Source organism: Mesorhizobium sp. BR1-1-2 (assembly GCF_020165435.1).
Lineage (GTDB): Bacteria > Pseudomonadota > Alphaproteobacteria > Rhizobiales > Rhizobiaceae > Mesorhizobium.
This window is the reverse complement of the sequence record NZ_JAIUID010000013.1, coordinates 23927-47373: the sequence shown is the minus strand read 5'-3', so window position 1 is coordinate 47373 and position 23447 is coordinate 23927. Positions and strand designations below refer to the sequence as shown.

Below are 23447 nucleotides of genomic sequence, written 5' to 3'. Positions count from 1 at the left end.
TCTACGATCTAGAGCAGTGTCGCCGGCAGTTAGGTATTGAGAGCCCCTATATCAATGTCACGTCCAGAAGGACGGCGCCGTTTCCTCAAGTCGCGGCCCGCGGCGAAACGGCGCGATCTTCTCGGTCAGTCCCGTGCGGTCGGAAATATCGACACCGACGCCGCACAATGTCGCCGGTCCGGTCGCTGCCTCGAAACGCCCTTTCGGCACTTTTGACAGAAACCGGTTGAGCGGCTCCTCCTTGTCCATGCCGAGCGAGGAATCGTAATCGCCGCACATGCCGGCGTCGGAAATATAACCGGTGCCGCCATTGAGGATGTGGTAATCGGCGGTCGGCTGGTGGGTGTGGGTGCCGACCACGAGGCTGGCGCGACCGTCGACGAAATGCGCGAAGCACATTTTTTCGGAGGTCGCCTCGGCGTGGAAGTCGATGACCACGGCATCCGCCTGCTCGCCGAGCGGACAGGCGGCAAGCTCGCGCTCGCCGGCCTGGAAGGGATCGTCGAGTTCGGGATGCATGAACACCCGGCCCATGATGTTGGCGACCAGCACACGCGCGCCGCTCTTGGCAATGTAGACGCCCGAGCCGCGCCCGGGCGTGCCCTTGGGAAAATTGGACGGGCGCAGGAAGCGCTCTTCGCGCGGCGCGAAGGCCAGCGCATCGCGCTGGTCCCAGACATGGTTGCCGGTGGTGACGACATCGGCGCCGGCCGCGATGGTCTCGCGAAAAATCTCCTCGGTGATGCCGAAGCCGCCGGCCGCGTTCTCGCCGTTGACGATGACGAAATCGAGCTTGAAGTCCGAAATCAGGCCCGGCAGTTGCTCCCACACCGCCGTGCGGCCTGTCTTGCCGACCATGTCGCCGAGGAAGAGAAGTCTCATCACGCTTGATCCCGAAAAGTGGCATGACTTTCGGCAAAGATCATGCGTTCCAAAGAACTATCTACAATTCTGGCTCGAACCGGCGCAACCCGCTCTCGGTGAGTATTTCCGGGATGATGACGTCATGGTCCTCATTGGGAACCATCGCCACTTCCTGGCAGTCGAAAGCAATGCCGATCAGCCGGGGCGCATGCCCCTTGTCGACAAGCTTGGCGATCGCACGGTCATAATAGCCCGCGCCGTAACCGATGCGGTGGCCGCGCGCGTCGAAGCCGGCGAGCGGCACCAGCATGACGGAGGGGTCAAGAACTTCGGCCTCCTCATGCGGTCCGACGGTGCCAAATCCCATATCGACCATCGGCGCGCCGCGTACCAGTTCGCGAAAGACGATGGTCGTCTTGTCGAGGATCGCCGGAAGGCAGAGCCGTGCGCCCTTTTCGCGCAAGGCGAACATCAGCGGCCGGACATCGACTTCCGAGCGCATCGGCCAGAAGCCGGACACGATTTGGCCTGGCTCGATGGCAAGCTGGTCGCGCGCGGTTTCGGCCATATCGAGCGCGACTTCCACCCGCCAGAATTCATCGAGCGCGTCGCGGCGGCCAAGTGCTTCCTTGCGCAGCTGTCTTTTCAAGTCTTTTGAGGATGCCATGCGCAGACGCTAGAAAAAGCCAGACATGAATGGACGTTTTGGGAGCGACGTTTTCCATCGCATGATCCACGAAATACGTGGATGTGGCTAATAAGTGACGATCCACACAACCGGTGGAGAGGTCGATCCCGGGTGCCTACAAAGTAGGTGGGCGCCGTGTGAGAAAACCCACGGGTCTTCCCAGGGACAGCTCCCTAAGGATCGTTAAGGCCCCGGGGAAAAGTGTCTCCTGCCGGGAAGCGCAGACCGTCAGCCCCAATATAGGCCGATGCCCTCCCAAGCGCCAGAGAGTTGGCGCCAGAGAGTTGGCGTTCTTTCCCTGCCGGCTTCACGCTTCGCCGCCACCAACCCGCCCTTGCATGGGCCAAGCCGTCTCCTTACGGTCGTCCGTACTGAACCAAGGAGCAAAAATGCGTTTCGAAGGCACGGCGGCCTACGTCGCCGACAAGGATCTGATGGTGGCCGTCAACGCCGCGATCGCGCTGGAACGGCCCTTGCTGGTCAAGGGCGAGCCCGGCACCGGCAAGACGGAGCTTGCCAGGCAAGTGGCGGCGGCACTCGGGCTGGAGCTCATCGAATGGCACGTCGACGACGCGGGCGCAGCAGGGCCTCTACGAGTACGATGCCGTGTCGCGGCTGCGCGACAGCCAGCTTGGCGATAGCAGGTTCAACGATATCAAGAACTACATCAAGCGCGGCAAATTGTGGGAGGCCTTCGCGGCCGGCAAGAAAGTCGTGCTTCTGATCGACGAGATCGACAAGGCCGATATCGAATTTCCCAACGACCTGTTGCAGGAACTCGACCGGATGGAGTTCTTCGTCTACGAAACCGGCGAGACGATCCGCGCCGAGGTGCGACCGATCGTCATCATCACCTCCAACAACGAGAAGGAACTGCCCGACGCCTTCCTGCGTCGCTGCTTCTTCCACTATATCCGCTTCCCTGACATCGAGACGCTGCACAGGATCGTCGACGTGCACTATCCCGGCATCAAGCAGAACCTGGTGCGGGCGGCACTCACCCAATTCTACGAGATCCGCGACGTACCGGGGCTGAAGAAGAAGCCGTCGACCTCAGAGGCGCTCGACTGGATAAGGCTGCTGGTCGCCGACGACATCGCGCCCGAGGACCTGCGCGCCGACCCGAAGAACGCGCTGCCCAAGCTCCACGGCGCCTTGCTGAAGAACGAGCAGGACGTGCATCTGTTCGAGCGGCTGGCCTTCATGGCTAGGCGGCAAGGTTGAAGGAGCGGCTCGACGCCCTGACGTCGAGCCCAAGGCATTGCTACGAGCGCGCCTCGCCTGCATTCTGCACAGGATGCCCCCTTCGCTCCTGCGGCGTGACATTGTTGGGGCCGAAGATAACGAAGCTGATCACGGCAAGGGCCAGAACGCCGATCCCGCAATAGAGCATGACCCAACCAAAACCGTTGATCAGGGCGGCATGCACGATGGCGCCCGTAGGGTCGAGGATCGCGAGCTTGGGCGAGTATTGCGCCAGGCCGCCGAGATTGCCGGCTGCGATCTTCTCCGCCAGGGCGCGCAGTTCGTTCGGGTCGACAGCCGTGCCGAATGCATTGCGCAGATAAGAAACGATACCCTGCGTCAGCAACAGGCCCAGCACCGCGATATTGATGGCAAGCGTGATCAGCCGCGCACTGATATCGATGCCGGACGCCATGCCGGCACGATCGGGTGACACCGAGCCGGTCGTGGTGTTGGTGGTCGGCGAATTGGTCAGGCCGATGCCGATGCCGGCGATCAGCGTGCCGGGCAGCATGGTCAGCCAGCTGGCGCCCTCGAGCCCGGACCCTATCCACATGGCCATGAAACCGGCCCCCAATGTCAGCAAGCCGAGCGGGATCGCCACCCGCGCCTGATAGCGCGCACGCAGACGCTCGGCGATCGACGGCATCAGCATGAAGGGTAGCGTGTAGACGAGCAGCAACAGGCCAGTCGTGGTGCTGTCGTGACCGAGAACCCCCGAAAAATAGATCGGTAGATAGATGATGAACGGCCAGTAGCTGAAATTCATGCCGATGCCGCCCATGATGGCTCCCAAGAATTGGCGGATGCGGAAAACGGAGAAATCGAACATCGGATAGGGATTGATCTTCTCGGCTACGAGGAACGCGACGAAGGCCAGCACGGCCGCGCTCGCCACGCCGACGCGCGCGCCAGCACCCAGATCGGCCCCTTGCGTGATCAGATAGGAGAAGCCGAACACCGCGAACGAGAGCGTCAGTATGCCGACCCGGTCAAGCTTCTGGGCGTTGCGATCGCGTGATTCGGTGACACCGGCGCCGATGAAGGTCAGGGCGAGAACGGCAAGCGGCACATGGATGAGGAACACCCATTGCCAGCTCGACAGCGTCACGATCAATCCGCCAATGGCGGGGCCAAAGCCAAGGCCGATGCCCGAGACGACGCTCCAGGCGACGAAGGCTTTGCCGCGTTCACTGCCGTCTTGAAACTGGTGGGACAACACCGCCACGCTGCAGGTAAACATCGCTCCGCCCGCCAGGCCCTGAAGAAACCGGGCGATGATCAGCAGCGGAGCGCTCGTTGCGAGGCCGCATAGCAGAGAGGCGAGGCCAAAGGCGACGGTGGTGCTCACCATCACGCGTTTGCGGCCGAAACGGTCGGCCAATGTCCCCGTCGCCATCAACACCGTGGTGCAGGCAATGGTGTAGGCATTCATGATCCATTGCAGATCCTTGAAATCAGCGCCAAGCACGGTTTCCAGTTTCGGCAGGATCACCGGAACGCTCGAGATTTCGAGGCCGAACAGCAGCGAGGCCAAGCAAACGCCAGCGAGCGCAACGGTGTTTCGGTCAATTTGAAACGTCATATCGGTCACTTTCTGTCGGAACATTCGGAGAGACGGCTGGGGAGCAGTGCTCTTCAACTGCGGTCAGGCTGACATAGACGGGACTTGACCATGAAAAAAGACTATGCATCTCTATTTCAGAGATGACAAAATGGAATACCTGAAATGCCCAGTCTTGACGTCGATGCCGTGCGGACCTTCGTCATGGTGGCCGACCTGCAGAGCTTCACGCGTGCGGCTGCCGCGCTGGGCAGCACCCAGGCGACGATCAGCGTCAAGCTGGGTCGGCTGGAAGAGAAGCTCGGCGCGCGCCTGATCGAACGAACGCCGCGCCGCGTGGCGCTCTCGGCAAGGGGAGCGGCTTTTCTCCCGGCGGCGCGTGAATTTCTTGCCGCCCACGAACGCGCCGTCACGGAATTTTCCGACGCGCCGTGCCGGCTTGCTCTCGGCTTTGTCGATCACGTCGCCGGGCCCGAGCTTTCCGTATTGATAGCTCAGTTGCATGCCCACGATCCGTCGCTCGCGCTCAACATCAGGATCGATACGAGCTCCATGCTGGAGGAGGCTTTCGATCGCGGTGAGCTCGATGCGGTGATTGTCCACCAGGAAGATGACAGCCGCCGCGGCGAAGCCTTGTCGCGCACCCAATATGGTTGGTTCGCGGCCCCGGCCTTCGAATGGCGGCCGGGAACGCCATTGCGCCTGGCGCTGCTAAGCACCGTGTGCAATTGCCCTGACCGTGTGAGAGCTATCGAGACGCTGGATAAGGCAGGCATTGCCTGGAATGAGGCCTTCGTGGGCGGTGGCGGCGCAGCCGTCAACATCGCGGTGTCGGCCGGCTTCGCCGTCGCCGCGCTCGCCTACCGCGTCGCGCCACCCGGCCTGGTCGAGGTGGGTCGCAAACTCGGCCTGCCGCCAATCCCCCCTTCCGAGATCATTTTGCATTCGCGCGGCTTGGCGCCGCGGGCACGAGAAGCGCTGCACATCCTCGCGACCGCTTTTCGCGAGTATAATTCGCCGGCGGGATAGGCAAGGGTGTTCCCGATCCCGATTCTGTTGGTATGGATTGGGTTCCAGACTTCAGAGGGAACGAAATGGCCGAGATCACTATCCGCCCGCTCGCAGAATCCGATCACGCCGACTGGCGTCGGCTGTGGACCGCTTACCTTGCCTTCTACGAGACGAAGCTGCCGCAAGAGGTCTATGAGGTCACCTGGAAGCGCCTGTTCACGCAAGGCGAGTTCGAACCGAAGGGCTTCATCGCCCTCCTCGACGGCAAGGCCGTCGGCCTCACCCATTACCTGTACCATCGCTCTTGCTGGTCTGAGAAAAACAACTGCTACTTGCAAGATCTGTTCGCCGACCCCGAAGTGCGCGGCAAGGGGATCGGCGCTACGCTGATCGAGGCCGTGAAGCAGGAAGCCGGCAAGATCGGCGTCAGGAACGTCTACTGGATGACGCACGAAACCAACGCCACGGCGCGCAAGCTGTATGACCATGTCGCGCGCCGCACCGGCTTCATCGAATATGATCTTCTATAGATAGAAAATGTTCATCCCCTTCTTCCTCGAACTGAAGGCAGCGCGCGTTCCCGTCTCGCTCAGGGAATATCTATCGCTGCTGGAAGGGCTGGAAGCCGGGCTGGTCGACTATGACGTCGAAGGTTTTTACTACCTCGCTCGCGCAGCGCTGGTGAAGGACGAGCGCCATATCGACCTCTTCGACCAGGTGTTCGCGCATGTCTTCAAGGGGGTGGAGGCGCTCAGTGGCCCAAACGCCGTCAACGTCGCTGATATCCCCGAGGAATGGCTGCGCCGGCTGGCCGAAAAGCACCTGAGCGAGGAAGAGAAAAAGCTGGTCGCGGCGCTCGGCGGTTTCGAGAAGCTGATGGAGACTCTGAAGCAGCGGCTCGAGGAGCAGAAAGGCCGCCACCAGGGCGGCTCGAAATGGATCGGCACTGGCGGCACCTCACCTTTCGGCGCCTATGGCTACAATCCCGAAGGCGTGCGCATCGGCCAGCATGAGAGCCGCAACCGCCGGGCCGTGAAGGTCTGGGACAGGCGCGAGTTCAGGAATTTCGACGACGCCGTCGAGCTCGGCACCCGCAACATCAAGATCGCGCTGAAGCGGCTGCGCCGCTGGGTGCGTGAAGGCGCCGAGGAGGAGTTCGACCTGCCCGGTACCATCCACGCCACCGCCGAGCACGGTTATCTCGACGTCAAGACGCGGCCAGAGCGGCGCAACGCGGTGAAGCTTTTGATGTTCTTCGATGTCGGCGGCTCGATGGACGATCACATCAGAAGCGTCGAGGAATTGTTCTCGGCCGCCCGCGCCGAATTCCGCCAGCTCGAATATTTCTATTTCCACAACTGCCTCTACGAGGGCGTGTGGAAGGACAATCGCCGCCGTCATGCCGAGACGATCCCGACCTTTGACCTCCTCCACAAATATGGGCCTGACTACAAGGTGATCGTGGTCGGCGATGCCTCGATGAGCCCTTACGAGATCGCGCATCCCGGCGGCTCGGTCGAGCACTGGAACCCGGAGGCGGGCGCCGTCTGGCTCGGCCGCCTGCTGCGGCAGTGGCCGAACGCGGTATGGCTGAACCCCGAGAGCCAGAAGAACTGGGGTTTCACCCATTCGATCGCTATGATCCGCGACATGTTCGGCGGCCGCATGTTTCCGCTGACGCTCGCCGGACTGGAAAGCGCCACCAGGCAATTGTCGCGCAAGCATTGAGCCGGGGACAATGACGGGAGGTTCCATGACCTGTTTCCTCTGCCTGCAATGCGGTGTCCAGTTCGCGCAGACCGAAGCGCCCCCGCAGCACTGTCCGATCTGCGAGGACGAGCGGCAATATGTGCGCTGGGAAGGCCAGGCCTGGACCACACCGGAAGAGCTAGCCGCCGGGCACCGGCTTGTGATGAAGGACGATGCCGGCGTTCTCGCCTTCGGCATCGAGCCGCGCTTCGCCATCGGTCAGCGGGCACTGCTGGCGCAGACGCCGCACGGCAATATCCTGTGGGACTGCATCTCGATGGTGACCGACGAGGCGGTGGCCGAGATCAATCGCCGCGGCGGCCTTGCCGGGATCGCCATCTCGCACTGCCACTACTACTCGGTGATGGTCGAGTGGAGCGAGGCGTTCGGCGGCGTGCCGATCTATCTCCATGACGACGACCGGCAGTGGATCATGCGGCCGCACCCGTCGATCGTCAGCTGGCAAGGCGAGATACTGGACTTGAACCCGGCGTTGACGCTCATCCGCTGCGGCGGTCACTTTGCCGGCGGCCAGGTGCTGCACTGGAAGCGCGAAGGCGGCATTGCTCTCCTGGCCGGCGATATCTTGCAGGTGACGCCGACCCGCCGCCACGTCAGCTTCATGTACAGCTATCCCAACTACATCCCGCTCAACGCGGCCGCCGTGCGCCGCATCGCGGCCGCGCTGGAGCCTTTCACATTCGATGACATCTATGGCGCGTGGTGGAACCAGAACGTTGTCGGTGGCGCGAAAGAGGCGCTGGCGGCCTCCGTTGCGCGCTATCTCACGGCGATCGCGTGAGGAGCGCGGGCGGAGCGCTCGAAAATGCGGGCAAATCCTGTAACAAACGCCTATCTTGTTGCGAATAGAGATTGCAATCAACAATGAGCCGTCAAGGCCGAGGAGTTTTCTGCATGGACACCCACACCTATCCCGTCACCCGCACCGACGCCGAATGGCGAGCCCGGCTGACGCCTGAGCAATATGCCGTCATGCGCAACCATGGCACCGAACGCCCGGGCAGCTGTGCGCTGCTTCACGAAAAGCGCGCCGGCACCTTCTTTTGCGTCGGCTGCGACCAGCCGCTGTTCGAATCCAAGCTGAAGTTCGAGAGCGGCACCGGCTGGCCGAGCTTCAACGACCCCGTTCCCGGTTCCATCGAGACCACGACCGACCGCAGCTACGGCATGGTCCGCACGGAATGCCATTGCGCTCGCTGCGGCAGCCATCTCGGACACGTCTTCGAGGACGGCCCGCCGCCGACCGGGCTGCGCTACTGCATCAATGGCGTGGCGCTGAGATTCGAGCCGGCCTGAGCGGGCCTCGCCATCATTTCCTGCGAAGGGCGGCCTCGGCCGCCCTTTTCGTGCGGCATTGTCAGACGACGACTGTTGCGATCAGCCAGAGCGCCGAACCCAGCATAGCAAGGGAGGCCTTAGCGCCACCGGTTCGCTCCGCCGTCCGCCAGACGGCCGAAGTCAGAAAGATGTTGTAGGGCACCGGCGCGAAATGCACCGCCAGCACAAGACCGAGCGGCATCTTCAACCCCAGCAGAATGAGCGCCGTCACGGACGATGCAATGTTGATCGCCGTGCCGACGAGCACCATATCGCGCCAGAACAGCCGGTCGAGCCGCACCTGGCCGAGCCAGCGTGAGCGAAAGAAGGATCTGACAACCCCCGGCGACACCGGATGTCTATCCCTGTCCCAGAACTTCGGTGACGGCGCGCTCGAAACGTGAGCATTCGGTCACCAGCCAGTCGGTCATGGCCGGCCAATTGTCCTCGGCAAAGCAGTTGACCCGCCACTGTGAATTGATGCCGAGGTTTTGTGCGCTCTGTTCCGGCCTGAGCTTCAGCCGCTCCTCGATTGCCGGCTGGAACCGCCTGAGGCGCGCCCAGACGTCGGTTGCGCCAAGCTTCTCGTTGCGGCCGAAGAAGACGCCGACCACATTCTCGCTCGGCGCCACGTACATGGAGAGCACCAGCGCGAATTCCGGCAGCCCGCGCTGCCAGAACCAGGGCCCTCGCCTCGCCAGCCGAGTCCTTTCTTCCGGGTGACGCTCGGCAAACAGCGTCCAGAAGCAGCGTTGGCGGAACTCCGAGGCCCTTCGGCCACCGAAGTCGAACTCACTCATCGCCGACCCCGGCCGTCACGAGATGCCTCGCCTTACACCATGCCGAGGGCGGCCTTGTAGAGGTCCAGGATGGACTCCTCCTCCTGGCGCTCGGCCTGGTCCTTCTTGCGCAGCCGGATGATCGCGCGCATCGCCTTGGTGTCGAAGCCGGTGCCCTTGGCCTCGGCGAACACTTCCTTGATGTCGTCGGAAATGGTCTTCTTCTCCTCCTCGAGCCGCTCGATGCGCTCGATGAAGGCACGCAACTGGCCGGCGGCAACAGTCTGGCTGGTCTCTGTGATATCGTCGGCCATGTTTTTCTCCAAAAAAATCGGTGCTTCGCCGCGACTCGGGGGAACCGTGCCGCCGCAAATTTCTGCGGTTCGATGCCCGACCGGGGACCGCGGGTCAAGCGGTTATCGAACAGGCCGTCAGGGCTGCCGACAGAAGCCGACAGTCTGTGGCTCTCTCTTGCGAGCTCTCAATTGAAAGCGATCAGCAGGTCCTTGGCATCGATCTGGTCGCCGGCCTTGACCAGCACCTCGGCGACCGTGCCGTCACGCTCGGCATGCAGCGCCGTTTCCATCTTCATCGCTTCGATGGAGAGCAGCACGTCGCCGGCCTTGACGGCCTGGCCGGCGGCCACCGCGAGCGCCGAGACGACGCCCGGCATCGGCGCTCCGACATGCGCCTCGTTGCCGGGTTCGGCCTTGCGCCTTGCTTTCGCGGCGGACGCGCCATGCGCCCGGTCGGGCACCTTGACGCGACGCGGCTGGCCGTTGAGTTCGAAGAACACGGTGACCATGCCCTTGTCGTCCACGTCGCCGATCGCCTGGCAGCGTACGACCAGCGTCTTGCCTTTCTCGATGTCGACGAACACCTCGTCTTCCGGCTTCATGCCGTAGAAATAGGTCGGCGTCGGCAGCACGCTGACGGGACCGTAGGTTTCCTGCGCGGCCGCGAAGTCCGAGAAGACCTTCGGATACATCAGCCAGGAAGCGAACTCGTATTCTGAGAGCTTGCGCTCGAGCTTCCGTTCGATCTCCTTGCGGCTGGCCTTGAGGTCCGCCGGCTTCAGCAGCGAGCCCGGCCGCGCCGTGATCGGCCTGCCGCCCTTCAGCACTTTCTTCTGCAGCGCTTGCGGCCAGCCGCCAGGCGACTGGCCGAGATCGCCGCGCAGCATCGAGACGACCGAGTCCGGGAAGGCGATGTCCCTTGCCGGGTTCTCGACGTCGGCGACGGTGAGGTCCTGGCTGACCATCATCAGCGCCATGTCGCCGACCACCTTGGACGACGGGGTCACCTTGACGATGTCGCCGAACATCAGATTGACGTCATGATAGGTCTGCGCCACCTCGTGCCAGCGCGTCTCCAGCCCAAGCGAACGCGCCTGTTCCTTGAGGTTGGTGAACTGTCCGCCCGGCATCTCGTGCAGGTAGACTTCCGATGCCGGCCCCTTGAGGTCGCTTTCGAAGGCGGCATACTGGTTGCGCACCGCTTCCCAGTAGAAGGAGATCCTCCGGATCCATTGCGGGTCGAGCCCGGGATCGCGCTCGGTGCCCTTCAGCGCCTCGACGATAGAGCCGAGGCAGGGCTGCGAGGTGTTGCCGGAGAACGCGTCCATCGCCGCGTCGATGGCGTCGACGCCGCTCTCCACCGCCGCCAGAACCGTTGCCGCTGAGAGCCCCGATGTATCGTGTGTGTGGAAATGGATGGGCAGGTCTGTCGCTTCGCGCAGCGCCTTGAACAGCACGCGCGCCGCGCTCGGCTTCAACAGCCCGGCCATGTCCTTGACCGCTATGATGTGGGCGCCGGCCGCCTCGAGCTCTTTCGCCAGCCCGACATAATATTTCAGGTCGTACTTCGCCCGCGTGGGATCGAGAATATCGCCGGTGTAGCAGATCGCCGCCTCGATCAGCTTGCCCTCGGCGCCGACCGCGTCCATGGCGACGCGCATGTTCTCGACCCAGTTCAGGCAGTCGAACACCCGGAACAGGTCGATGCCGCCCGATGCCGCCTGTTTGACGAAATGCTGTACGACATTGTCGGGATAGTTGGTGTAGCCGACGCCGTTGGCGCCCCGCAGGAGCATCTGCAGCAGGAGGTTGGGCGCCGCCTCGCGTACCAGCGAGAGCCGCTCCCAAGGATCCTCGGTGAGGAAGCGCATGGCGACGTCGAAGGTGGCGCCGCCCCAGCATTCCAGCGAAAGCAACTGCGGCAGGGCACGCGCATAGGTGCCCGCTATGCCGGCGATGTCGTGCGTGCGCACACGCGTCGCCAGCAAAGATTGATGGCCGTCGCGCATCGTCGTGTCGGTGACCAGCACCTCTTTTTGCGTGCGCATCCAGGCGGCGAATTTTTCCGGACCGAGCACGTCAAGCTTCTGCTTGCTGCCGCCGGGCACATTGCCGTTGAGGTAGGGCACCACGGGTGCGGCGGCATCGGCTTTCGGCTGCGGCCGGCCGCGCGTCTCGGGATGGCCGTTGACGCTGACGTCGGCAAGATAGTTGAGCAGCTTCGTGGCGCGGTCCTGGCGCTTGACCTGCTCGAACAACTCCGGCGTCGTGTCGATGAACTTGGTCGTGTAGGAATTGTCGGCGAAGCTCGGGTGGTTGATGATCGCTTCGAGGAACGTCAGGTTTGTGGCCACGCCGCGGATGCGGAATTCGCGCAGCGCCCGGTTCATGCGTGCAATCGTCTCGGCCGGCGTCGGCGCCCATGCGGTCACCTTTTCCAGCAACGGGTCATAGAAGCGGGTAATGACCGCGCCCGAATAGGCGGTGCCGCCATCGAGGCGGATGCCGAAGCCGGTGGCGCCGCGATAGGCGGTGATGCGGCCATAGTCCGGGATGAAATTGTGCTCGGGATCCTCGGTGGTGATGCGGCATTGCAGCGCGTGGCCGTTCAGCCTGATGTCCTTTTGTGCCGGAACGCCCGATTCCGGCGTGCCGATGGCGAAGCCGTCGAGGATGTGGATCTGCGCCTTGACGATGTCGATGCCTGTCACCTGTTCGGTGACGGTGTGCTCGACCTGGATGCGCGGATTGACCTCGATGAAATAGAACTTGCCGGTGTCGGCGTCCTGCAGGAACTCGACCGTGCCGGCGCCGATATAGCTGGTTTCGCGCGCGATCTTCAGCGCATGGCCGCAAAGCTCCTGGCGCAGCTCCTCGCTGAGATAGGGCGCGGGCGCCCGCTCGACGACCTTCTGGTTGCGGCGCTGGATCGAGCAGTCGCGCTCGAACAGATGCACCGCGTTGCCACTGGTATCGCCCAGGATCTGCACTTCGACATGGCGGGCGCGCTCGATCAGCTTTTCGAGATAGACCTCGTCCTTGCCGAAGGCGGCTTTCGCCTCGCGCTTGCCCTCCGTGACTTCACGGGCGAGATCGGCCTCGGCACGGATGGCGCGCATGCCGCGGCCGCCGCCGCCCCACGAAGCCTTCAGCATCAGGGGATAGCCGATCTCCGTGGCAAGTTTCTTGACCGCCTCCATGTCGTCCGGCAACGGATCGGTGGCGGGAATGACAGGCACACCGACCTCGATGGCCAGATTGCGCGCCGCGACCTTGTTGCCAAGCCGGCGCATCGTCTCCGGCTTGGGCCCGATGAAGGTAATCCCGGCTTCGGCGCAGGCCTCGGCGAATTCGGGGCTTTCCGACAACAGCCCATAGCCCGGGTGGATCGCATCGGCGCCCGACAGCCTGGCGACGCGGATCACCTCCTCGATCGAGAGATAGCTTTCGATCGGCCCCATGTCCTTGTTGAGATGCGGCCCGCGCCCGACCTGGTAGCTCTCGTCGGCCTTGAAACGATGCAACGAATATTTGTCCTCCTCGGCCCAGATCGCCACCGTTTTGAGGCCGAGTTCATTGGCCGCGCGGAACACGCGGATGGCGATTTCTGACCGGTTGGCGACGAGGATCTTCGTGATGGCCAAGGATTGGGCTCCAGCAGCGGAAGGGAAGAGCAAGCGGCGCCATGATTAGCGTGAAAATGCTGCAGTGCAAACAAAATTTGATGCATGTTTAAATCGATTTAAAGTCGATTCTTCGCCTCAAGCGTGCCCCAAACGGCTGAACATCAGCGGAAAGTCGCCGCTCGCCTCAAAAACGAGGATCGCCGCCAGCCAATAAACGCGCGATCGTCGGCTCCGCAAAAGAAAATGCCCGGCGCAAGGCGCCGGGCATTCCGCGAAGTCAATGTCTAGGCTTACATCTTCTGGACGTAGGTGTACTTGCCGTCGTCGCCCTTCTTCCACTCGTACATGACGTAGCCGGGCAGAGTCGGGTCACCCTTGGCGTCGTAGGAGAGGTCGCCGAGCACGGTCTTGAACGGACCCTTCTCATGCAGCGCCTTGGCAACTTCCTGCGGGTCGTTGGACTTGGCAGCGGTGGCTGCCTCGGCGATCGCCTGCATGGCTGCGTAGGAGTAGAGCGTGTAGGCCTCCGGCTCGAAGCCCTGTGCGCGGAACTTCTCGACCAGTTCCTTGTTCGCCGGGATCAGACGAGGGTCCGGACCGAACGTATTGAGAGTGCCCGCGACCGCGTCGCCAGCGATCGAAGCCAGTTCGTTCGACACGATGCCGTCGCCGGAAACCAGCGTGGCCTTGAGGCCCTGGTCGGCCGCCTGGCGGATGATCAGGCCGGCTTCGGTGTGCAGGCCGCCCCAGTAGATGATGGAAACGCCGGCTTCCTTCATCTTGGCGATCAGCGCCGAGAAGTCCTTGTCGCCGACATTGACGCCTTCATACATGACTTCCTTCACGCCCTTGGCGTTCATCGCCTTCTTGGTCTCGTCGGCAAGGCCCTGGCCGTAGGTGGTCTTGTCGTGCACGACGGCGATCTTGGCGTCCTTGAAATTGGCCGCCAGATAGGCGCCGGCGATGCCGCCCTGCTGGTCATCGCGTCCGCAGGTGCGGAACACGTTCCAAAGGCCGCGCTCGGTGAACTGGGGGTTGGTCGCGGCAGGCGTGATCTCGACGATGCCGTTTTCCGCGTAGACTTCCGACGCCGGAATGGAGACGCCCGAGTTGAAGTGGCCGACCACGAACTTGACGCCGTCGCCGACAAACTTGTTGGCGACCGAAATGCCTTGCTTCGGATCGGAGACGTCGTCGCCGACTTCGAGCTTGATCTGCTCGCCATTGATGCCGCCCGCCGCATTGATATCGGCGACCGCCTGCTCCGCGCCCTTCTGTAACTGTGCGCCGAAGGCGGCATTCGGACCCGTGATCGGGCCAGCAACGCCGACCATTAGATCAGCCCACGCATTGCCGCTGAACGCGATCAGCGCGGTCAGGGCGACGGCGGACAAAAGTGATTTTTTCATTTAAACGCTCCCATTAACGGAGTGGGCGTGGATGAAGCTTTCATGCGATGCCCACCCTTATCGCAGAAAGCATAGTTTGCCGATTTTCAGGCACTTGTCACGCCGATTCATCCCCGAAACGGCGTTAATGATGAACGTCAACCTTTCGGTTTCCAGCTCAAGATTGAAGCTCTTTCGTAGAGCCAATTATACTGTGTCACCATCTGGTTGGTTCGTGTGTATTGATAGCCGACAAAGCCGAGGATCATCAGCACGATGGTGTCGACGACATAGTAATGCAGCGAGAACATCGTGCCGTTGAACAGCGCGTGATGGATGAAGCGGATGCCGATGCCGAGACCCAGCAGATAGGCGAACAGCTGGACGAAGCTGCGCCAGGTCTGGGCGCTGGCCTTGCCGGTCATCCAGGCCGCCCAGCCGCCGAGCAGGCAGGTGACGAAGAAGAACTGCCAGATGGACGGTTCCTCGTAGAGAATGCCTTGCATGGTAAGGACTCCTGAACTCAGTGATGGCCGCCTTCGAGATAGGCGGCGCGCACTTCCGGATTGGCGAGCAGTTCCTTGCCGGTGCCACTCATGGTCACATTGCCGTTGACCATGACATAGCCGCGCGTCGCCAGCTTCAGCGCGCCGAAGGCGTTCTGCTCGACCAGGAACACGGTCAGCCCCTGCGTGCGGTTCAGCTCGCGAATGGCATCGAAGATCTGTTTGACGATCAGCGGCGCAAGACCGAGCGACGGCTCGTCGAGAAGAAGCAGCTTCGGCCGCGCCATCAGCGCGCGCCCGATCGACAGCATCTGCTGCTCGCCGCCCGACAGCGTGCCGCCGCGCTGGGCGATGCGCTCCTTCAGGCGCGGGAACAGCGCGAACACCTTCTCGACGTCCTCGTCATAGTGCTTGAGGTTGTCGAGGCTGGCGCCCATCTGCAGGTTTTCCATCACCGTCATGCGCGGGAAGATGCGCCGGCCTTCCGGCGACTGGGCGATGCGCAAGCGCGCGATCTCGTGCGTCGGCAATTGGGTGATGTCGGCGCCGGCGAAGGTGATGGTGCCCGCGCGGGCGCGCGGCGCTCCAAAAATGGTCATCATCAGCGTCGATTTGCCGGCGCCGTTGGCGCCGATCAGCGCCACGATCTCGCCCTCGTTGACGGTGACGTCGACGCCGTTCAGCGCACGGATGTTGCCGTAATAGGTCTGCACGCCCTTGATATCGAGCAGCGTCTTCCCGGCCATCACTTGCCCCCTCCGCGCTTCGCCCGAACGGGCTTGCCCGCTCCCGTCGCGGGCTTTGCTGCCTGCTTACCGGAAGCATGGCTCGTCGCCACCTTGCCGGCATCGACGCGGCGCGAGAATTCCGTGTCCTTGCCCTGGCTAAGCAGCCTGGCCTGCTTGACCCATTCTTCGCGGGCGATGCGTCCGTCAAAGGCGAGATACGCTTCGACTGCCTCGACATCGGCCTTCTTCCAGGCGCCGATCTGGTCGAAGTGGAAGATGCCGTGTTCGTTGAGCTTCTTCTCGTTGACCGCGCCGATCCCCTTGATGCGGGTGAGATTGTCGGCTTTGCCGCCGCGGGGCGCCGCGAGGCGGTTCGAGATGCCGGCGGCCTTCGCGGCCGGCGCCTTGGCCCCTGTCTTGACTGTCGCTTTGGCGGCCGGCTTCGCCGCCGGCTTGGCCCGCGAAGCAGGTGTTGGCGCGACAGCCTTGCTTGCAACGGTCGCCGCTCGCGCATCGACCTGCGCTGCCTTCGAGGCCCCCTTCGACACGGTGACGCGCTCGCCTTGGCTGTGGCCGACCGTGTCGCTCACCGGGCCCGCGAGATAGGACGACGACGTTCCCGGACCATGCGCGGCATCGGGACCGGTATCGAGTTGCTCGATGACGTCCTCGTCACCGACTTCGGTCAGCACGGTCTCGACCTCCTCGTCGTCGACGCCGAGATAGGCGGCGATGACGCGCGGATCGGTGCGCACCGACTGCGGATTGCCGTCGGAGATCTTGCGGCCGTATTCCAGCACCACGACGTGATCGGAGATCTGCATGACCACCGACATGTCGTGCTCGATCAGCAGGATCGAGGTGCCGGTGTTGTTCTTGATGTCCATCAGCAGGTCGTTGAGCGCGGCCGATTCCTTTGGATTGAGGCCGGCGGCGGGCTCGTCGAGGCACAGAAGCTCGGGACCGGTGCACATGGCGCGCGCGATCTCGAGGCGCCGCTGCGCGCCGTAGGGCAGGTCGCCGGCCGGATCGTCGGCGCGGTCGACCAGATCGGCTTTTTCCAGCCAGTGCTTGGCAAGTTCGACGGATTCGGCCGAGGCCTTGCGGTAGCCGCTGAAGCCGAACAGGCCAAGCACCGTATAACCCGAAGCCTTCATCAGCTTGTTGTGCTGGGCAACGAGCAGGTTCTCGAGCAGCGTCATGCCCGAGAACAGGCGGATGTTCTGAAAGGTGCGCGCCACCTTGGCGCGCGCCGGGATCTCATGGTTGGGCAGCCGTTCGAGCAGGTAGCTCGAGCCGTCCTGCCGGGTGAGCGTGATCATGCCTTCCGACGGCTTGTAGAAGCCGGTGATGCAGTTGAACACGGTGGTCTTGCCGGCGCCGTTAGGCCCGATCAGCGCCGTGATCTCGCCGCGCCTGGCGGTGAAGGACAGGTCGCCGATCGCGACCAGGCCGCCAAACTTCATCGACAGGTGTTCGACCTTCAGGATGGCGTCGCTCATGGAGGGGTTCGCGTTCATCAGCCGTGCCCCTCCTTGGTGAAGGAACTTGAGACAGCCCTTCGCACCTTGAGGAAGGCGGTCGGCTCACGGCTGCCGACAAAGCCGCGCGGCTTCCACAGCATGACGATCACCATGGCCATGCCGAACAGCAGCATACGGTAGAGTTCCGGCGTGAAGTCGGGCCCGAAGACCTGCTTGAGGAAGTCGAGTTCGCGCAGCACCTCGGTGCCGCCGATCATGACCAGAGCCGCAACGGCAATGCCGACCAGCGACCCCATCCCGCCAAGCACGACGATGGCCAGGATGATGGCCGATTCCAGGAAGACGAAGGATTCGGGGCTGACGAAGCCTTGCCGGGCGGCGAAGAACGAGCCGGCAAAACCGCCGAACATGGCGCCGGTGGCAAAGGCGGTCAGCTTGGTGGTCGTGGTGTTGATGCCGAGCGAGCGGCAGGCGATCTCGTCCTCGCGCAAGGCTTCCCAGGCGCGGCCGACCGGCATGCGCCTCAGCCTGATCGTGACGAAGGCCGTGAGCAGCGCCAGCCCCAGGATCAGGTAATAGAGGAAGATCTTGTAATAGGCGCTCGACGTCGCGATGTTCAGCACCTTACCGATGTAGTTCGGGTCCGAGACGTTGAAGCTCATCAGGCCGAAGAAGGTGACCTTCGGGATGCCGGAAATGCCGGCCGAGCCGTTGGTCACCTCGCGCCAGTTTATGATCACCAGCCGGATGATCTCGCCGAAGGCAAGCGTCACGATCGCCAGGTAGTCGCCGCGCAGGCGCAGCACCGGAAAACCGAGCAGCACGCCCCAGAAGGCGGCCATGGCGCCAGCGGCCGGCAGGAGGATCCAGAAGGAGAGGCCGTACTGCGTGCCGAGCAGCGCATAGGCATAGGCGCCGACCGCATAGAAGGCGACATAGCCGAGGTCGAGCAGGCCGGCCAGGCCGACGACGATGTTCAGTCCCCAGGCCAGCATGACATAGATCAGGATCTGGATGCCGAAATTATCGACCCATTTCAGCGACCCTTGCAGCCCGCCGACGAGCGACCACGACATCAGCGACAGCATGCCCACGACAATGATCGGATAGAGCACCAGTGCGGCAATGCCGAGTTTTGTGAAGTTGGCATGGATGAAGCCGCGGAAATAGTAGATCACGCAGGCCAGCGCGTAGATGACCGCCAGGGCACGCAGGAATTGCAGATAGCCGGCCGGCTCCGCCCCTACCCAGCCGGCGAGAGACCTGCTGAAAACGAACAGCAGCGCCGCGACGATGACGGCCACGATAAAGGCTGGAAAGAGGAAGAAGCGCGACGCCACGCTGGCCGGCAGCAAACCGGTGGCGACGTCGGCGATCTTCTGGTTGGCCAAAAAGGGCTGGCCGTAGGCGACATAGAGGAAGCGGCCGACGGCCGTGGCGATGACCACTGCGGCGAGCAGGCCCCACCGCTGCACCAGGATCAGCTCGTTTGAGATGTTCTGGTCGGTCTTGAGCCCGATGAACAGCACGAACAGGCCGAGCGCGATGGCACCGGCATAGAAGGCCTCGCGCAAGGCGCGCTGCATGGGCGTGGCGGCGACGGTGTCGCGCTCGGGAGATACGGTGACGGCCATGATCTCAGACCTTTTCGACTTCTGGCCGGCCGAGAATGCCGGAAGGCAGGAAGATCAGCACGATGGCCAGGATCGAGAAGGCGGCGACATCCTTGTAGTCGATCGAGAAATAGGCCGACCACATGCTCTCGATGAAGCCGATCAACAGGCCGCCCAGGACCGCGCCCGGCAACGAACCGATGCCGCCCAGCACCGCTGCGGTGAATGCCTTCACGCCGGGCACGAAGCCGTCCGAGAAGGCGATGACGCCGTAATACATCAGGAACAGCGTGCCGGCGACCGCGGCAAGTGCAGCGCCCATGATGAAGGTGATCGAGATGGTGCGGTCGACATCGATGCCGAGCAGCGCCGCCATCTTGCGGTCCTGCTCGCAGGCGCGCTGCGCCCGGCCAAGCGAGGTCTTGTTGACCAGGTACCAGAACAGCACCAAGAGCAGCGCGGTGACGACGACGATGATGATCTGCTTCAGCGACACGCTGATGCCTTCGATGTTGTAGACCTTCGACACCATCGGCGGGATCGGCTTGTTGCGCGGGCCTTGCGTCACCTGCACGAAATTCGACAGCGCGATCGACATGCCGATGGCGGTGATCAGCGGCGCCAGCCGGAACGAGCCGCGCAGCGGCCGGTAGGCCACCTTCTCGATCGTCCAGTTGTAGAGGCTGGTCAGCAGCATCGCCACGATCATCATCACCAGCAGCGCGATGACCACGGGAACCGAATAGAACAGGGCACCCAGGATGAGGAAAACGATCAGCGCCGTGAAAGCGCCCACCATGAAGATATCGCCATGAGCAAAGTTGATCATGCCGATAATGCCGTAGACCATCGTGTAGCCGATCGCGATCAGCCCATAGATCGATCCCAGCGTCAGCCCGTTGATAAGCTGCTGGACAAAATACTGCATGTGTACATGGCTCCCCTGGAATGTCGCCCATGCAGACGCATTCCTTTTCGTATTTCCCCTAGTCGTAAAGTTTCGAGGCGGGATTGCAACGTCATTTTTTGATCGTCATGCGTGTTTGCAACTGCACGCCGTTCGATTGCCCGTTTTTTCGCACCCGCCCCCTGGACTATCGCGGACCCTATCATTGGCATAACGCAATGTCTTTGACGATTAAGCGTCATCATGCGCTCCATTTCGAAGAAATCGCCGTCAAAATAAGTTGATGAGACGATTCGTTGCGCTCGTGACAGCAATCCTTTTTGTCCTTCCCGACCTTCCGCAGCGTGATGAATCGCTTATTTGACGACGAAGCCGTGTGCGAACGGATCGCGGTCATCGATGAAGATCGTGTTGAGCCCGGTCATGCGCGCCCAGCCGCCGATCGAGGGAATAATCGCCGGCTTGCCCCCGACCGTGACGTCCTTTTCAACCTTGCCCTTGAACAGCGAGCCGATGATCGATTCATGGACGAACGCATCGCCGGCCTTGAGCTTGCCCTTGGCGTGGAGCTGCGCCATGCGTGCCGAGGTGCCTGTGCCGCAGGGTGAGCGGTCGATCGCCTTGTCGCCGTAGAAGACCGCGTTGCGCGCGTCCGCACCCGCCACCGTCGGCTCGCCGGTCCACAACATGTGCGACAGCCGGTTGATGCCCGGATTCTCCGGATGCACGAACGAGTATTTCTCGTTGAGCCGCTGCCGCACCACCGGGCTCCAGGCGATGAGGTCGCCCGCCGAATGGTCTGCCATGTCGCGATAGTTTTTCTGCGGCTCGACGATGGCGTAGAAATTGCCGCCATAGGCGACGTCGACGACGATCTCGCCGAGCCCGGGGCATTCGACCGTCAGGCCCTCGGCATGGAGGAAGGAGGGCACGTTGGTGATGCGCACCTCCTCGACATATTCGCCGACCTGTTTGTATTCGGCGATGACCAGGCCGGCCGGTGTGTCGAGCCTGAGCACGCCGGGCGTCTTCGGCTTGATCAGCCCGTGCTCGATGGCCATCGTCACCGTGCCGATGGTGCCGTGGCCGCACATTGGCAGGCAGCCCGAGGTCTCGATGAACAGGATGGCGATGTCGCAATCCTCGCGCGTCGGCGGGTAGAGGATCGAGCCGGACATCACATCGTGGCCGCGCGGCTCGAACATCAGGCCGGTGCGGATCCAGTCATATTCGGCCAGGAAATGCGCGCGCCGCTCCATCATCGTCGAACCCTGGAGCAGCGGGCCGCCGCCGGCGACCAGTCGCACCGGGTTGCCGCAGGTGTGGCCGTCGATGCAGAAGAAGGATTTCCTGGCCATGACGCTCCTCGAAAATTCAAAACCGTTGTGGACTGAAGGGGGCCACGTCGACCGGCGGAGTCTGCCCCAGGACAAGCTCGCGGATCAACCGTCCCGTCGCGGCAGCCTGGGTCAGGCCAAGATGGCCGTGGCCGAAAGCGTAGACCACCGGCCGGCTTCCCGATGCGCGGCCGACGACAGGCAATGAATCCGGCAGCGAGGGACGAAAACCCATCCATTCGCGTCCGCCCGAAGGATCGAGGCCCGGCAGGAAGTCTTGAGCCTTGCGCAGCAGCGCCTTCGAGCGCGCGTAGTTGGGCGGCCGCTCGATGCCGCCGAGCTCGACCGCGCCGCCGATGCGCAGGCCCGTGTCGAGCGGCGTGATGACGAAGCCTTGGCCGGAGAAGATCAGCATCCGCTTCACCTCGAAGGCGGTCTTTGGCAATGTCGTGTTGTAGCCGCGCTCGGTTTCGAGCGGAATGCGATCGCCGAGCTGCCGCGCCAGCAGATGCGACCAGGCGCCGGCGGTGACGACCAGGTGCCGGGCTTGCCGCGTCGTGCCGTCGGCCAGCATCAACGTCGCGCCGTTCCCGTCCGCGGCGACGCCGGCGATGCGGGCCTTCTCGAACCGCGCGCCCTTGGATTGCGCATAGTCCCAGATCGCCTTGCCTAGCAGTTTTGGATCGGCGACCGTCTTCCAGCCCGGCACGAACGTGCCCTTGCCGAAGCGCGATGACAGGCCGGGCTGCAGCTCCGCCAGCTCCTCGCCGCCGACATGGCGGAAGCCGATGCCGAAGCGCTGGCGCGCCGCCCAGCCGGACAGCGAGGCCTGGAATTCGGCTTCGCTTTCGTAGAGTTCGAGCGAGCCATCCTCGTGCAGCATCCGTCTCGTGCCGGAGCGGTCGAGCAGGCCCATCCATTCGGCTTCGGCGAGCGCCATCATTGCGGCCTGCGCCGCCAGGCCAGCCTCATAGTGCTTCGCCGAGCCGGCACGCCAGAAGCGGATCAGCCAGGGCAGCAGCTTCGGCAGGTAGGCGGGCGGGATGGCGAGGGGGCCGAGCGGGTCGGCCAGCCATTTCGGCAATTGCCGGATCATGCCCTTGTGCGCCAGTGGCAGCACGTCGGAAAAGGCGAAGGCGGCGGCATTGCCGGAGCTCGTCTCCTCGCAGATGCCGGTGCGGTCGTAGACCGTGACGTTTCGCCCCGCCTCGGCAAGAAACGCCGCCGCGCAGATGCCGATGATGCCGCCACCGACGATGGCGATATCCATTGCTTCTCCCTGTTCACGGGGAGAAGACGCCCGCAGGGCGGGGCGCCGCCGCGCTTCCATCGATTTGGAACTTCCTGTCACGTGGGCGCCGCCTCTCGGAAGAAAGCCTCAGAACGCCGGCAGTGTCGGCCGCACCGCCAGTGCGTCCTTGACGACCCTCTCGACCGCCTTGCGGCGCTCCCCCGACAGCGGCTGGCGCGGCATGCGGACGCGGTCGTTGGTTTGGATGGCGAACACCTCGGCAAGCTTGATGTTCTGCACCAGATAGGTCGAGACGTCGAGGTCGAGCAGCGGCCGGAACCAGCGATAGATGGCGAGCGCCTCTTCGCGGCGACCCTGCTTCATCAGCTGATAGATGGCGACGGTCTCGCGCGGGAACGCGGTGACGAGACCGGCCACCCAGCCGATAGCGCCGACCGACAGCGCCTCGAACGCCAGATTGTCGACGCCGGTGAACAGGTCGTAGCGGCTGCCCAGACGATTGATGATCTCGGTCGAGCGCCTGATGTCGTCGGAGGATTCCTTGATGGCGACGAAGCGCTCGTCCGACGCCAGCTCCTCCATCTGGTCGACGGTGACATCGACGCGGTAGGCGAGCCGGTTGGAATAGATCATGACCGGCAAGTCGCCGGCCTCCGCGACGGCGCGCAGCGCCGCCACCGTCTCTTCCGCATTGGTATGGTAGATCGGGCTGGGCACCACCATCAGGCCGTTGGCGCCTTCCTTGGCGGCGCGGCGGGCGATGCTGGCGGCCTCGCGCGTCCCGGCCTCGTTCACCGTCAGCAGCACCGGTCTCTTGCCGGCCACTTTCTGCGCGGTTTTCAGCACTTCGATTTTCTCGTCATGCGACAGCATCGGCCCTTCGCCGAGCGATCCGCAGACGATGATGCCGTCGCAGCCGGCCTCCATCTGCAAGCCGAAGCAGCGCTCCATTTCGGCATGGTCGAGGCGGTCGTCCGTGGTGAATTTGGTCGTGACGGCTGGAAAAACTCCGGTCCACATGGTCATCGCTCCTCTGATATATCAGGCGTATATCTATTAAGAAAGCCGCTGT

21 protein-coding genes, 1 other RNA gene and 1 pseudogene are annotated in these 23447 nt (G+C 63.2%); 6 read left to right on the top strand and 17 right to left on the bottom strand.

Features of this window, described 5'->3' with window-relative positions; all coding sequences use genetic code 11:
• Window positions 1–57: 57 nt before the first annotated feature.
• The 3 genes from LB551_RS23590 to ssrS all read right to left on the bottom strand — a co-directional run bounded on the left by LB551_RS23590 (window position 58) and on the right by ssrS (window position 1782).
• Entirely contained in the window at window positions 58–882 is an 825-nt protein-coding gene (locus LB551_RS23590; RefSeq protein ID WP_224660576.1) for a YmdB family metallophosphoesterase, read from the bottom strand.
• Window positions 883–943: 61 nt separating this feature from the next.
• Window positions 944–1531 carry a 5-formyltetrahydrofolate cyclo-ligase gene (locus tag LB551_RS23585; RefSeq protein WP_140550825.1) on the bottom strand — a complete coding sequence of 196 codons (588 nt, stop codon included), beginning with the start codon at window positions 1529–1531 and terminating at the stop codon, window positions 944–946.
• A 95-nt stretch (window positions 1532–1626) separates the two neighbouring features.
• A non-coding RNA gene (ssrS, locus tag LB551_RS23580) (6S RNA) lies at window positions 1627–1782 on the bottom strand.
• 159 nt (window positions 1783–1941) lie between these two features.
• Here ssrS and LB551_RS23575 point away from each other — a divergent pair.
• Window positions 1942–2776: pseudogene (locus tag LB551_RS23575) on the top strand (AAA family ATPase).
• Window positions 2777–2816: 40 nt separating this feature from the next.
• Here the strand turns inward: LB551_RS23575 and LB551_RS23570 are convergent.
• Window positions 2817–4382, bottom strand: coding sequence for an MFS transporter (locus LB551_RS23570; protein WP_224660575.1), 1566 nt, complete (start codon window positions 4380–4382; stop codon window positions 2817–2819).
• A gap of 144 nt (window positions 4383–4526) precedes the next feature.
• Between LB551_RS23570 and LB551_RS23565 the strand changes: the two genes are divergently transcribed.
• The 5 genes from LB551_RS23565 (at window position 4527) to msrB (ending at window position 8438) form a co-directional block, all read left to right on the top strand.
• A complete protein-coding gene (locus LB551_RS23565; protein WP_224660574.1) occupies window positions 4527–5390 on the top strand; it encodes a LysR family transcriptional regulator in 864 nt (287 codons plus the stop codon).
• A 65-nt stretch (window positions 5391–5455) separates the two neighbouring features.
• Window positions 5456–5902, top strand: a complete 447-nt coding sequence (locus LB551_RS23560) for a GNAT family N-acetyltransferase (protein ID WP_224660573.1) — start codon at window positions 5456–5458, stop codon at window positions 5900–5902.
• Between the two features lie 7 nt (window positions 5903–5909).
• Entirely contained in the window at window positions 5910–7100 is a 1191-nt protein-coding gene (locus LB551_RS23555) for a vWA domain-containing protein (protein ID WP_224660572.1), read from the top strand.
• 25 nt (window positions 7101–7125) lie between these two features.
• A complete protein-coding gene (locus tag LB551_RS23550; protein ID WP_224660571.1) occupies window positions 7126–7923 on the top strand; it encodes an MBL fold metallo-hydrolase in 798 nt (265 codons plus the stop codon).
• Between the two features lie 113 nt (window positions 7924–8036).
• Window positions 8037–8438 carry a peptide-methionine (R)-S-oxide reductase MsrB gene (gene msrB, locus LB551_RS23545; RefSeq protein ID WP_140525027.1) on the top strand — a complete coding sequence of 134 codons (402 nt, stop codon included), beginning with the start codon at window positions 8037–8039 and terminating at the stop codon, window positions 8436–8438.
• Window positions 8439–8499: 61 nt separating this feature from the next.
• Here the strand turns inward: msrB and LB551_RS23540 are convergent, their stop codons facing one another.
• The 13 genes from LB551_RS23540 to LB551_RS23480 all read right to left on the bottom strand — a co-directional run bounded on the left by LB551_RS23540 (window position 8500) and on the right by LB551_RS23480 (window position 23395).
• Window positions 8500–8811 (bottom strand): hypothetical protein, encoded by a 312-nt coding sequence (locus LB551_RS23540; RefSeq protein WP_224660570.1) that lies wholly within the window; start codon window positions 8809–8811, stop codon window positions 8500–8502.
• 7 nt (window positions 8812–8818) lie between these two features.
• Window positions 8819–9259: a DUF4268 domain-containing protein gene (locus LB551_RS23535; RefSeq protein WP_224660569.1), complete on the bottom strand. Its 441-nt coding sequence runs from the start codon at window positions 9257–9259 to the stop codon at window positions 8819–8821.
• 32 nt (window positions 9260–9291) lie between these two features.
• Window positions 9292–9552, bottom strand: a complete 261-nt coding sequence (locus LB551_RS23530) for a DUF2312 domain-containing protein (RefSeq protein WP_140493089.1) — start codon at window positions 9550–9552, stop codon at window positions 9292–9294.
• A 167-nt stretch (window positions 9553–9719) separates the two neighbouring features.
• Window positions 9720–13178, bottom strand: a complete 3459-nt coding sequence (gene pyc / locus LB551_RS23525) for a pyruvate carboxylase (protein ID WP_224660568.1) — start codon at window positions 13176–13178, stop codon at window positions 9720–9722.
• A gap of 272 nt (window positions 13179–13450) precedes the next feature.
• Window positions 13451–14569 carry a branched-chain amino acid ABC transporter substrate-binding protein gene (locus LB551_RS23520; RefSeq protein ID WP_140550815.1) on the bottom strand — a complete coding sequence of 373 codons (1119 nt, stop codon included), beginning with the start codon at window positions 14567–14569 and terminating at the stop codon, window positions 13451–13453.
• A 137-nt stretch (window positions 14570–14706) separates the two neighbouring features.
• Window positions 14707–15054 carry a DUF6867 family protein gene (locus LB551_RS23515; protein ID WP_140493080.1) on the bottom strand — a complete coding sequence of 116 codons (348 nt, stop codon included), beginning with the start codon at window positions 15052–15054 and terminating at the stop codon, window positions 14707–14709.
• Window positions 15055–15071: 17 nt separating this feature from the next.
• Window positions 15072–15800 (bottom strand): ABC transporter ATP-binding protein, encoded by a 729-nt coding sequence (locus LB551_RS23510; RefSeq protein ID WP_140493077.1) that lies wholly within the window; start codon window positions 15798–15800, stop codon window positions 15072–15074.
• Window positions 15800–17302, bottom strand: coding sequence for an ATP-binding cassette domain-containing protein (locus LB551_RS23505; protein WP_224660567.1), 1503 nt, complete (start codon window positions 17300–17302; stop codon window positions 15800–15802). The genes LB551_RS23510 and LB551_RS23505 overlap by 1 nt, the downstream gene beginning before the upstream one ends.
• A complete protein-coding gene (gene livM, locus LB551_RS23500; RefSeq protein ID WP_411970964.1) occupies window positions 17302–18852 on the bottom strand; it encodes a high-affinity branched-chain amino acid ABC transporter permease LivM in 1551 nt (516 codons plus the stop codon). Before livM ends, LB551_RS23505 begins: the two co-directional genes overlap by 1 nt.
• Window positions 18853–18904: 52 nt before the next feature.
• A complete protein-coding gene (locus LB551_RS23495) occupies window positions 18905–19807 on the bottom strand; it encodes a branched-chain amino acid ABC transporter permease (RefSeq protein ID WP_140493067.1) in 903 nt (300 codons plus the stop codon).
• 335 nt (window positions 19808–20142) lie between these two features.
• The gene (locus LB551_RS23490) at window positions 20143–21144 is read right to left on the bottom strand and encodes a 4-hydroxyproline epimerase (RefSeq protein WP_224625206.1); all 1002 of its coding nucleotides are present in this window, start codon (window positions 21142–21144) and stop codon (window positions 20143–20145) included.
• A gap of 16 nt (window positions 21145–21160) precedes the next feature.
• Window positions 21161–22453 (bottom strand): NAD(P)/FAD-dependent oxidoreductase, encoded by a 1293-nt coding sequence (locus LB551_RS23485; protein WP_411970963.1) that lies wholly within the window; start codon window positions 22451–22453, stop codon window positions 21161–21163.
• A gap of 48 nt (window positions 22454–22501) precedes the next feature.
• Complete coding sequence (locus tag LB551_RS23480; RefSeq protein ID WP_224660564.1) at window positions 22502–23395, bottom strand: dihydrodipicolinate synthase family protein; 894 nt, start codon at window positions 23393–23395, stop codon at window positions 22502–22504.
• Between the last annotated feature and the right edge of the window lie 52 nt (window positions 23396–23447).

What these genes read in the sequence shown, in the direction of transcription:
- LB551_RS23590 (WP_224660576.1), bottom strand. Translation starts at nt 882, where the DNA reads ATGAGACTTCTCTTCCTCGGCGACATGGTCGGCAAGACAGGCCGCACG.
- LB551_RS23585 (WP_140550825.1), bottom strand. Translation starts at nt 1,531, where the DNA reads ATGGCATCCTCAAAAGACTTGAAAAGACAGCTGCGCAAGGAAGCACTT.
- LB551_RS23570 (WP_224660575.1), bottom strand. Translation starts at nt 4,382, where the DNA reads ATGACGTTTCAAATTGACCGAAACACCGTTGCGCTCGCTGGCGTTTGC.
- LB551_RS23565 (WP_224660574.1), top strand. Translation starts at nt 4,527, where the DNA reads ATGCCCAGTCTTGACGTCGATGCCGTGCGGACCTTCGTCATGGTGGCC.
- LB551_RS23560 (WP_224660573.1), top strand. Translation starts at nt 5,456, where the DNA reads ATGGCCGAGATCACTATCCGCCCGCTCGCAGAATCCGATCACGCCGAC.
- LB551_RS23555 (WP_224660572.1), top strand. Translation starts at nt 5,910, where the DNA reads ATGTTCATCCCCTTCTTCCTCGAACTGAAGGCAGCGCGCGTTCCCGTC.
- LB551_RS23550 (WP_224660571.1), top strand. Translation starts at nt 7,126, where the DNA reads ATGACCTGTTTCCTCTGCCTGCAATGCGGTGTCCAGTTCGCGCAGACC.
- msrB (WP_140525027.1), top strand. Translation starts at nt 8,037, where the DNA reads ATGGACACCCACACCTATCCCGTCACCCGCACCGACGCCGAATGGCGA.
- LB551_RS23535 (WP_224660569.1), bottom strand. Translation starts at nt 9,259, where the DNA reads ATGAGTGAGTTCGACTTCGGTGGCCGAAGGGCCTCGGAGTTCCGCCAA.
- LB551_RS23530 (WP_140493089.1), bottom strand. Translation starts at nt 9,552, where the DNA reads ATGGCCGACGATATCACAGAGACCAGCCAGACTGTTGCCGCCGGCCAG.
- LB551_RS23520 (WP_140550815.1), bottom strand. Translation starts at nt 14,569, where the DNA reads ATGAAAAAATCACTTTTGTCCGCCGTCGCCCTGACCGCGCTGATCGCG.
- LB551_RS23515 (WP_140493080.1), bottom strand. Translation starts at nt 15,054, where the DNA reads ATGCAAGGCATTCTCTACGAGGAACCGTCCATCTGGCAGTTCTTCTTC.
- LB551_RS23510 (WP_140493077.1), bottom strand. Translation starts at nt 15,800, where the DNA reads ATGGCCGGGAAGACGCTGCTCGATATCAAGGGCGTGCAGACCTATTAC.
- LB551_RS23505 (WP_224660567.1), bottom strand. Translation starts at nt 17,302, where the DNA reads ATGAACGCGAACCCCTCCATGAGCGACGCCATCCTGAAGGTCGAACAC.
- livM (WP_411970964.1), bottom strand. Translation starts at nt 18,852, where the DNA reads ATGCAGCGCGCCTTGCGCGAGGCCTTCTATGCCGGTGCCATCGCGCTC.
- LB551_RS23495 (WP_140493067.1), bottom strand. Translation starts at nt 19,807, where the DNA reads ATGCAGTATTTTGTCCAGCAGCTTATCAACGGGCTGACGCTGGGATCG.
- LB551_RS23490 (WP_224625206.1), bottom strand. Translation starts at nt 21,144, where the DNA reads ATGGCCAGGAAATCCTTCTTCTGCATCGACGGCCACACCTGCGGCAAC.
- LB551_RS23485 (WP_411970963.1), bottom strand. Translation starts at nt 22,453, where the DNA reads ATGGAAGCGCGGCGGCGCCCCGCCCTGCGGGCGTCTTCTCCCCGTGAA.
- LB551_RS23480 (WP_224660564.1), bottom strand. Translation starts at nt 23,395, where the DNA reads ATGTGGACCGGAGTTTTTCCAGCCGTCACGACCAAATTCACCACGGAC.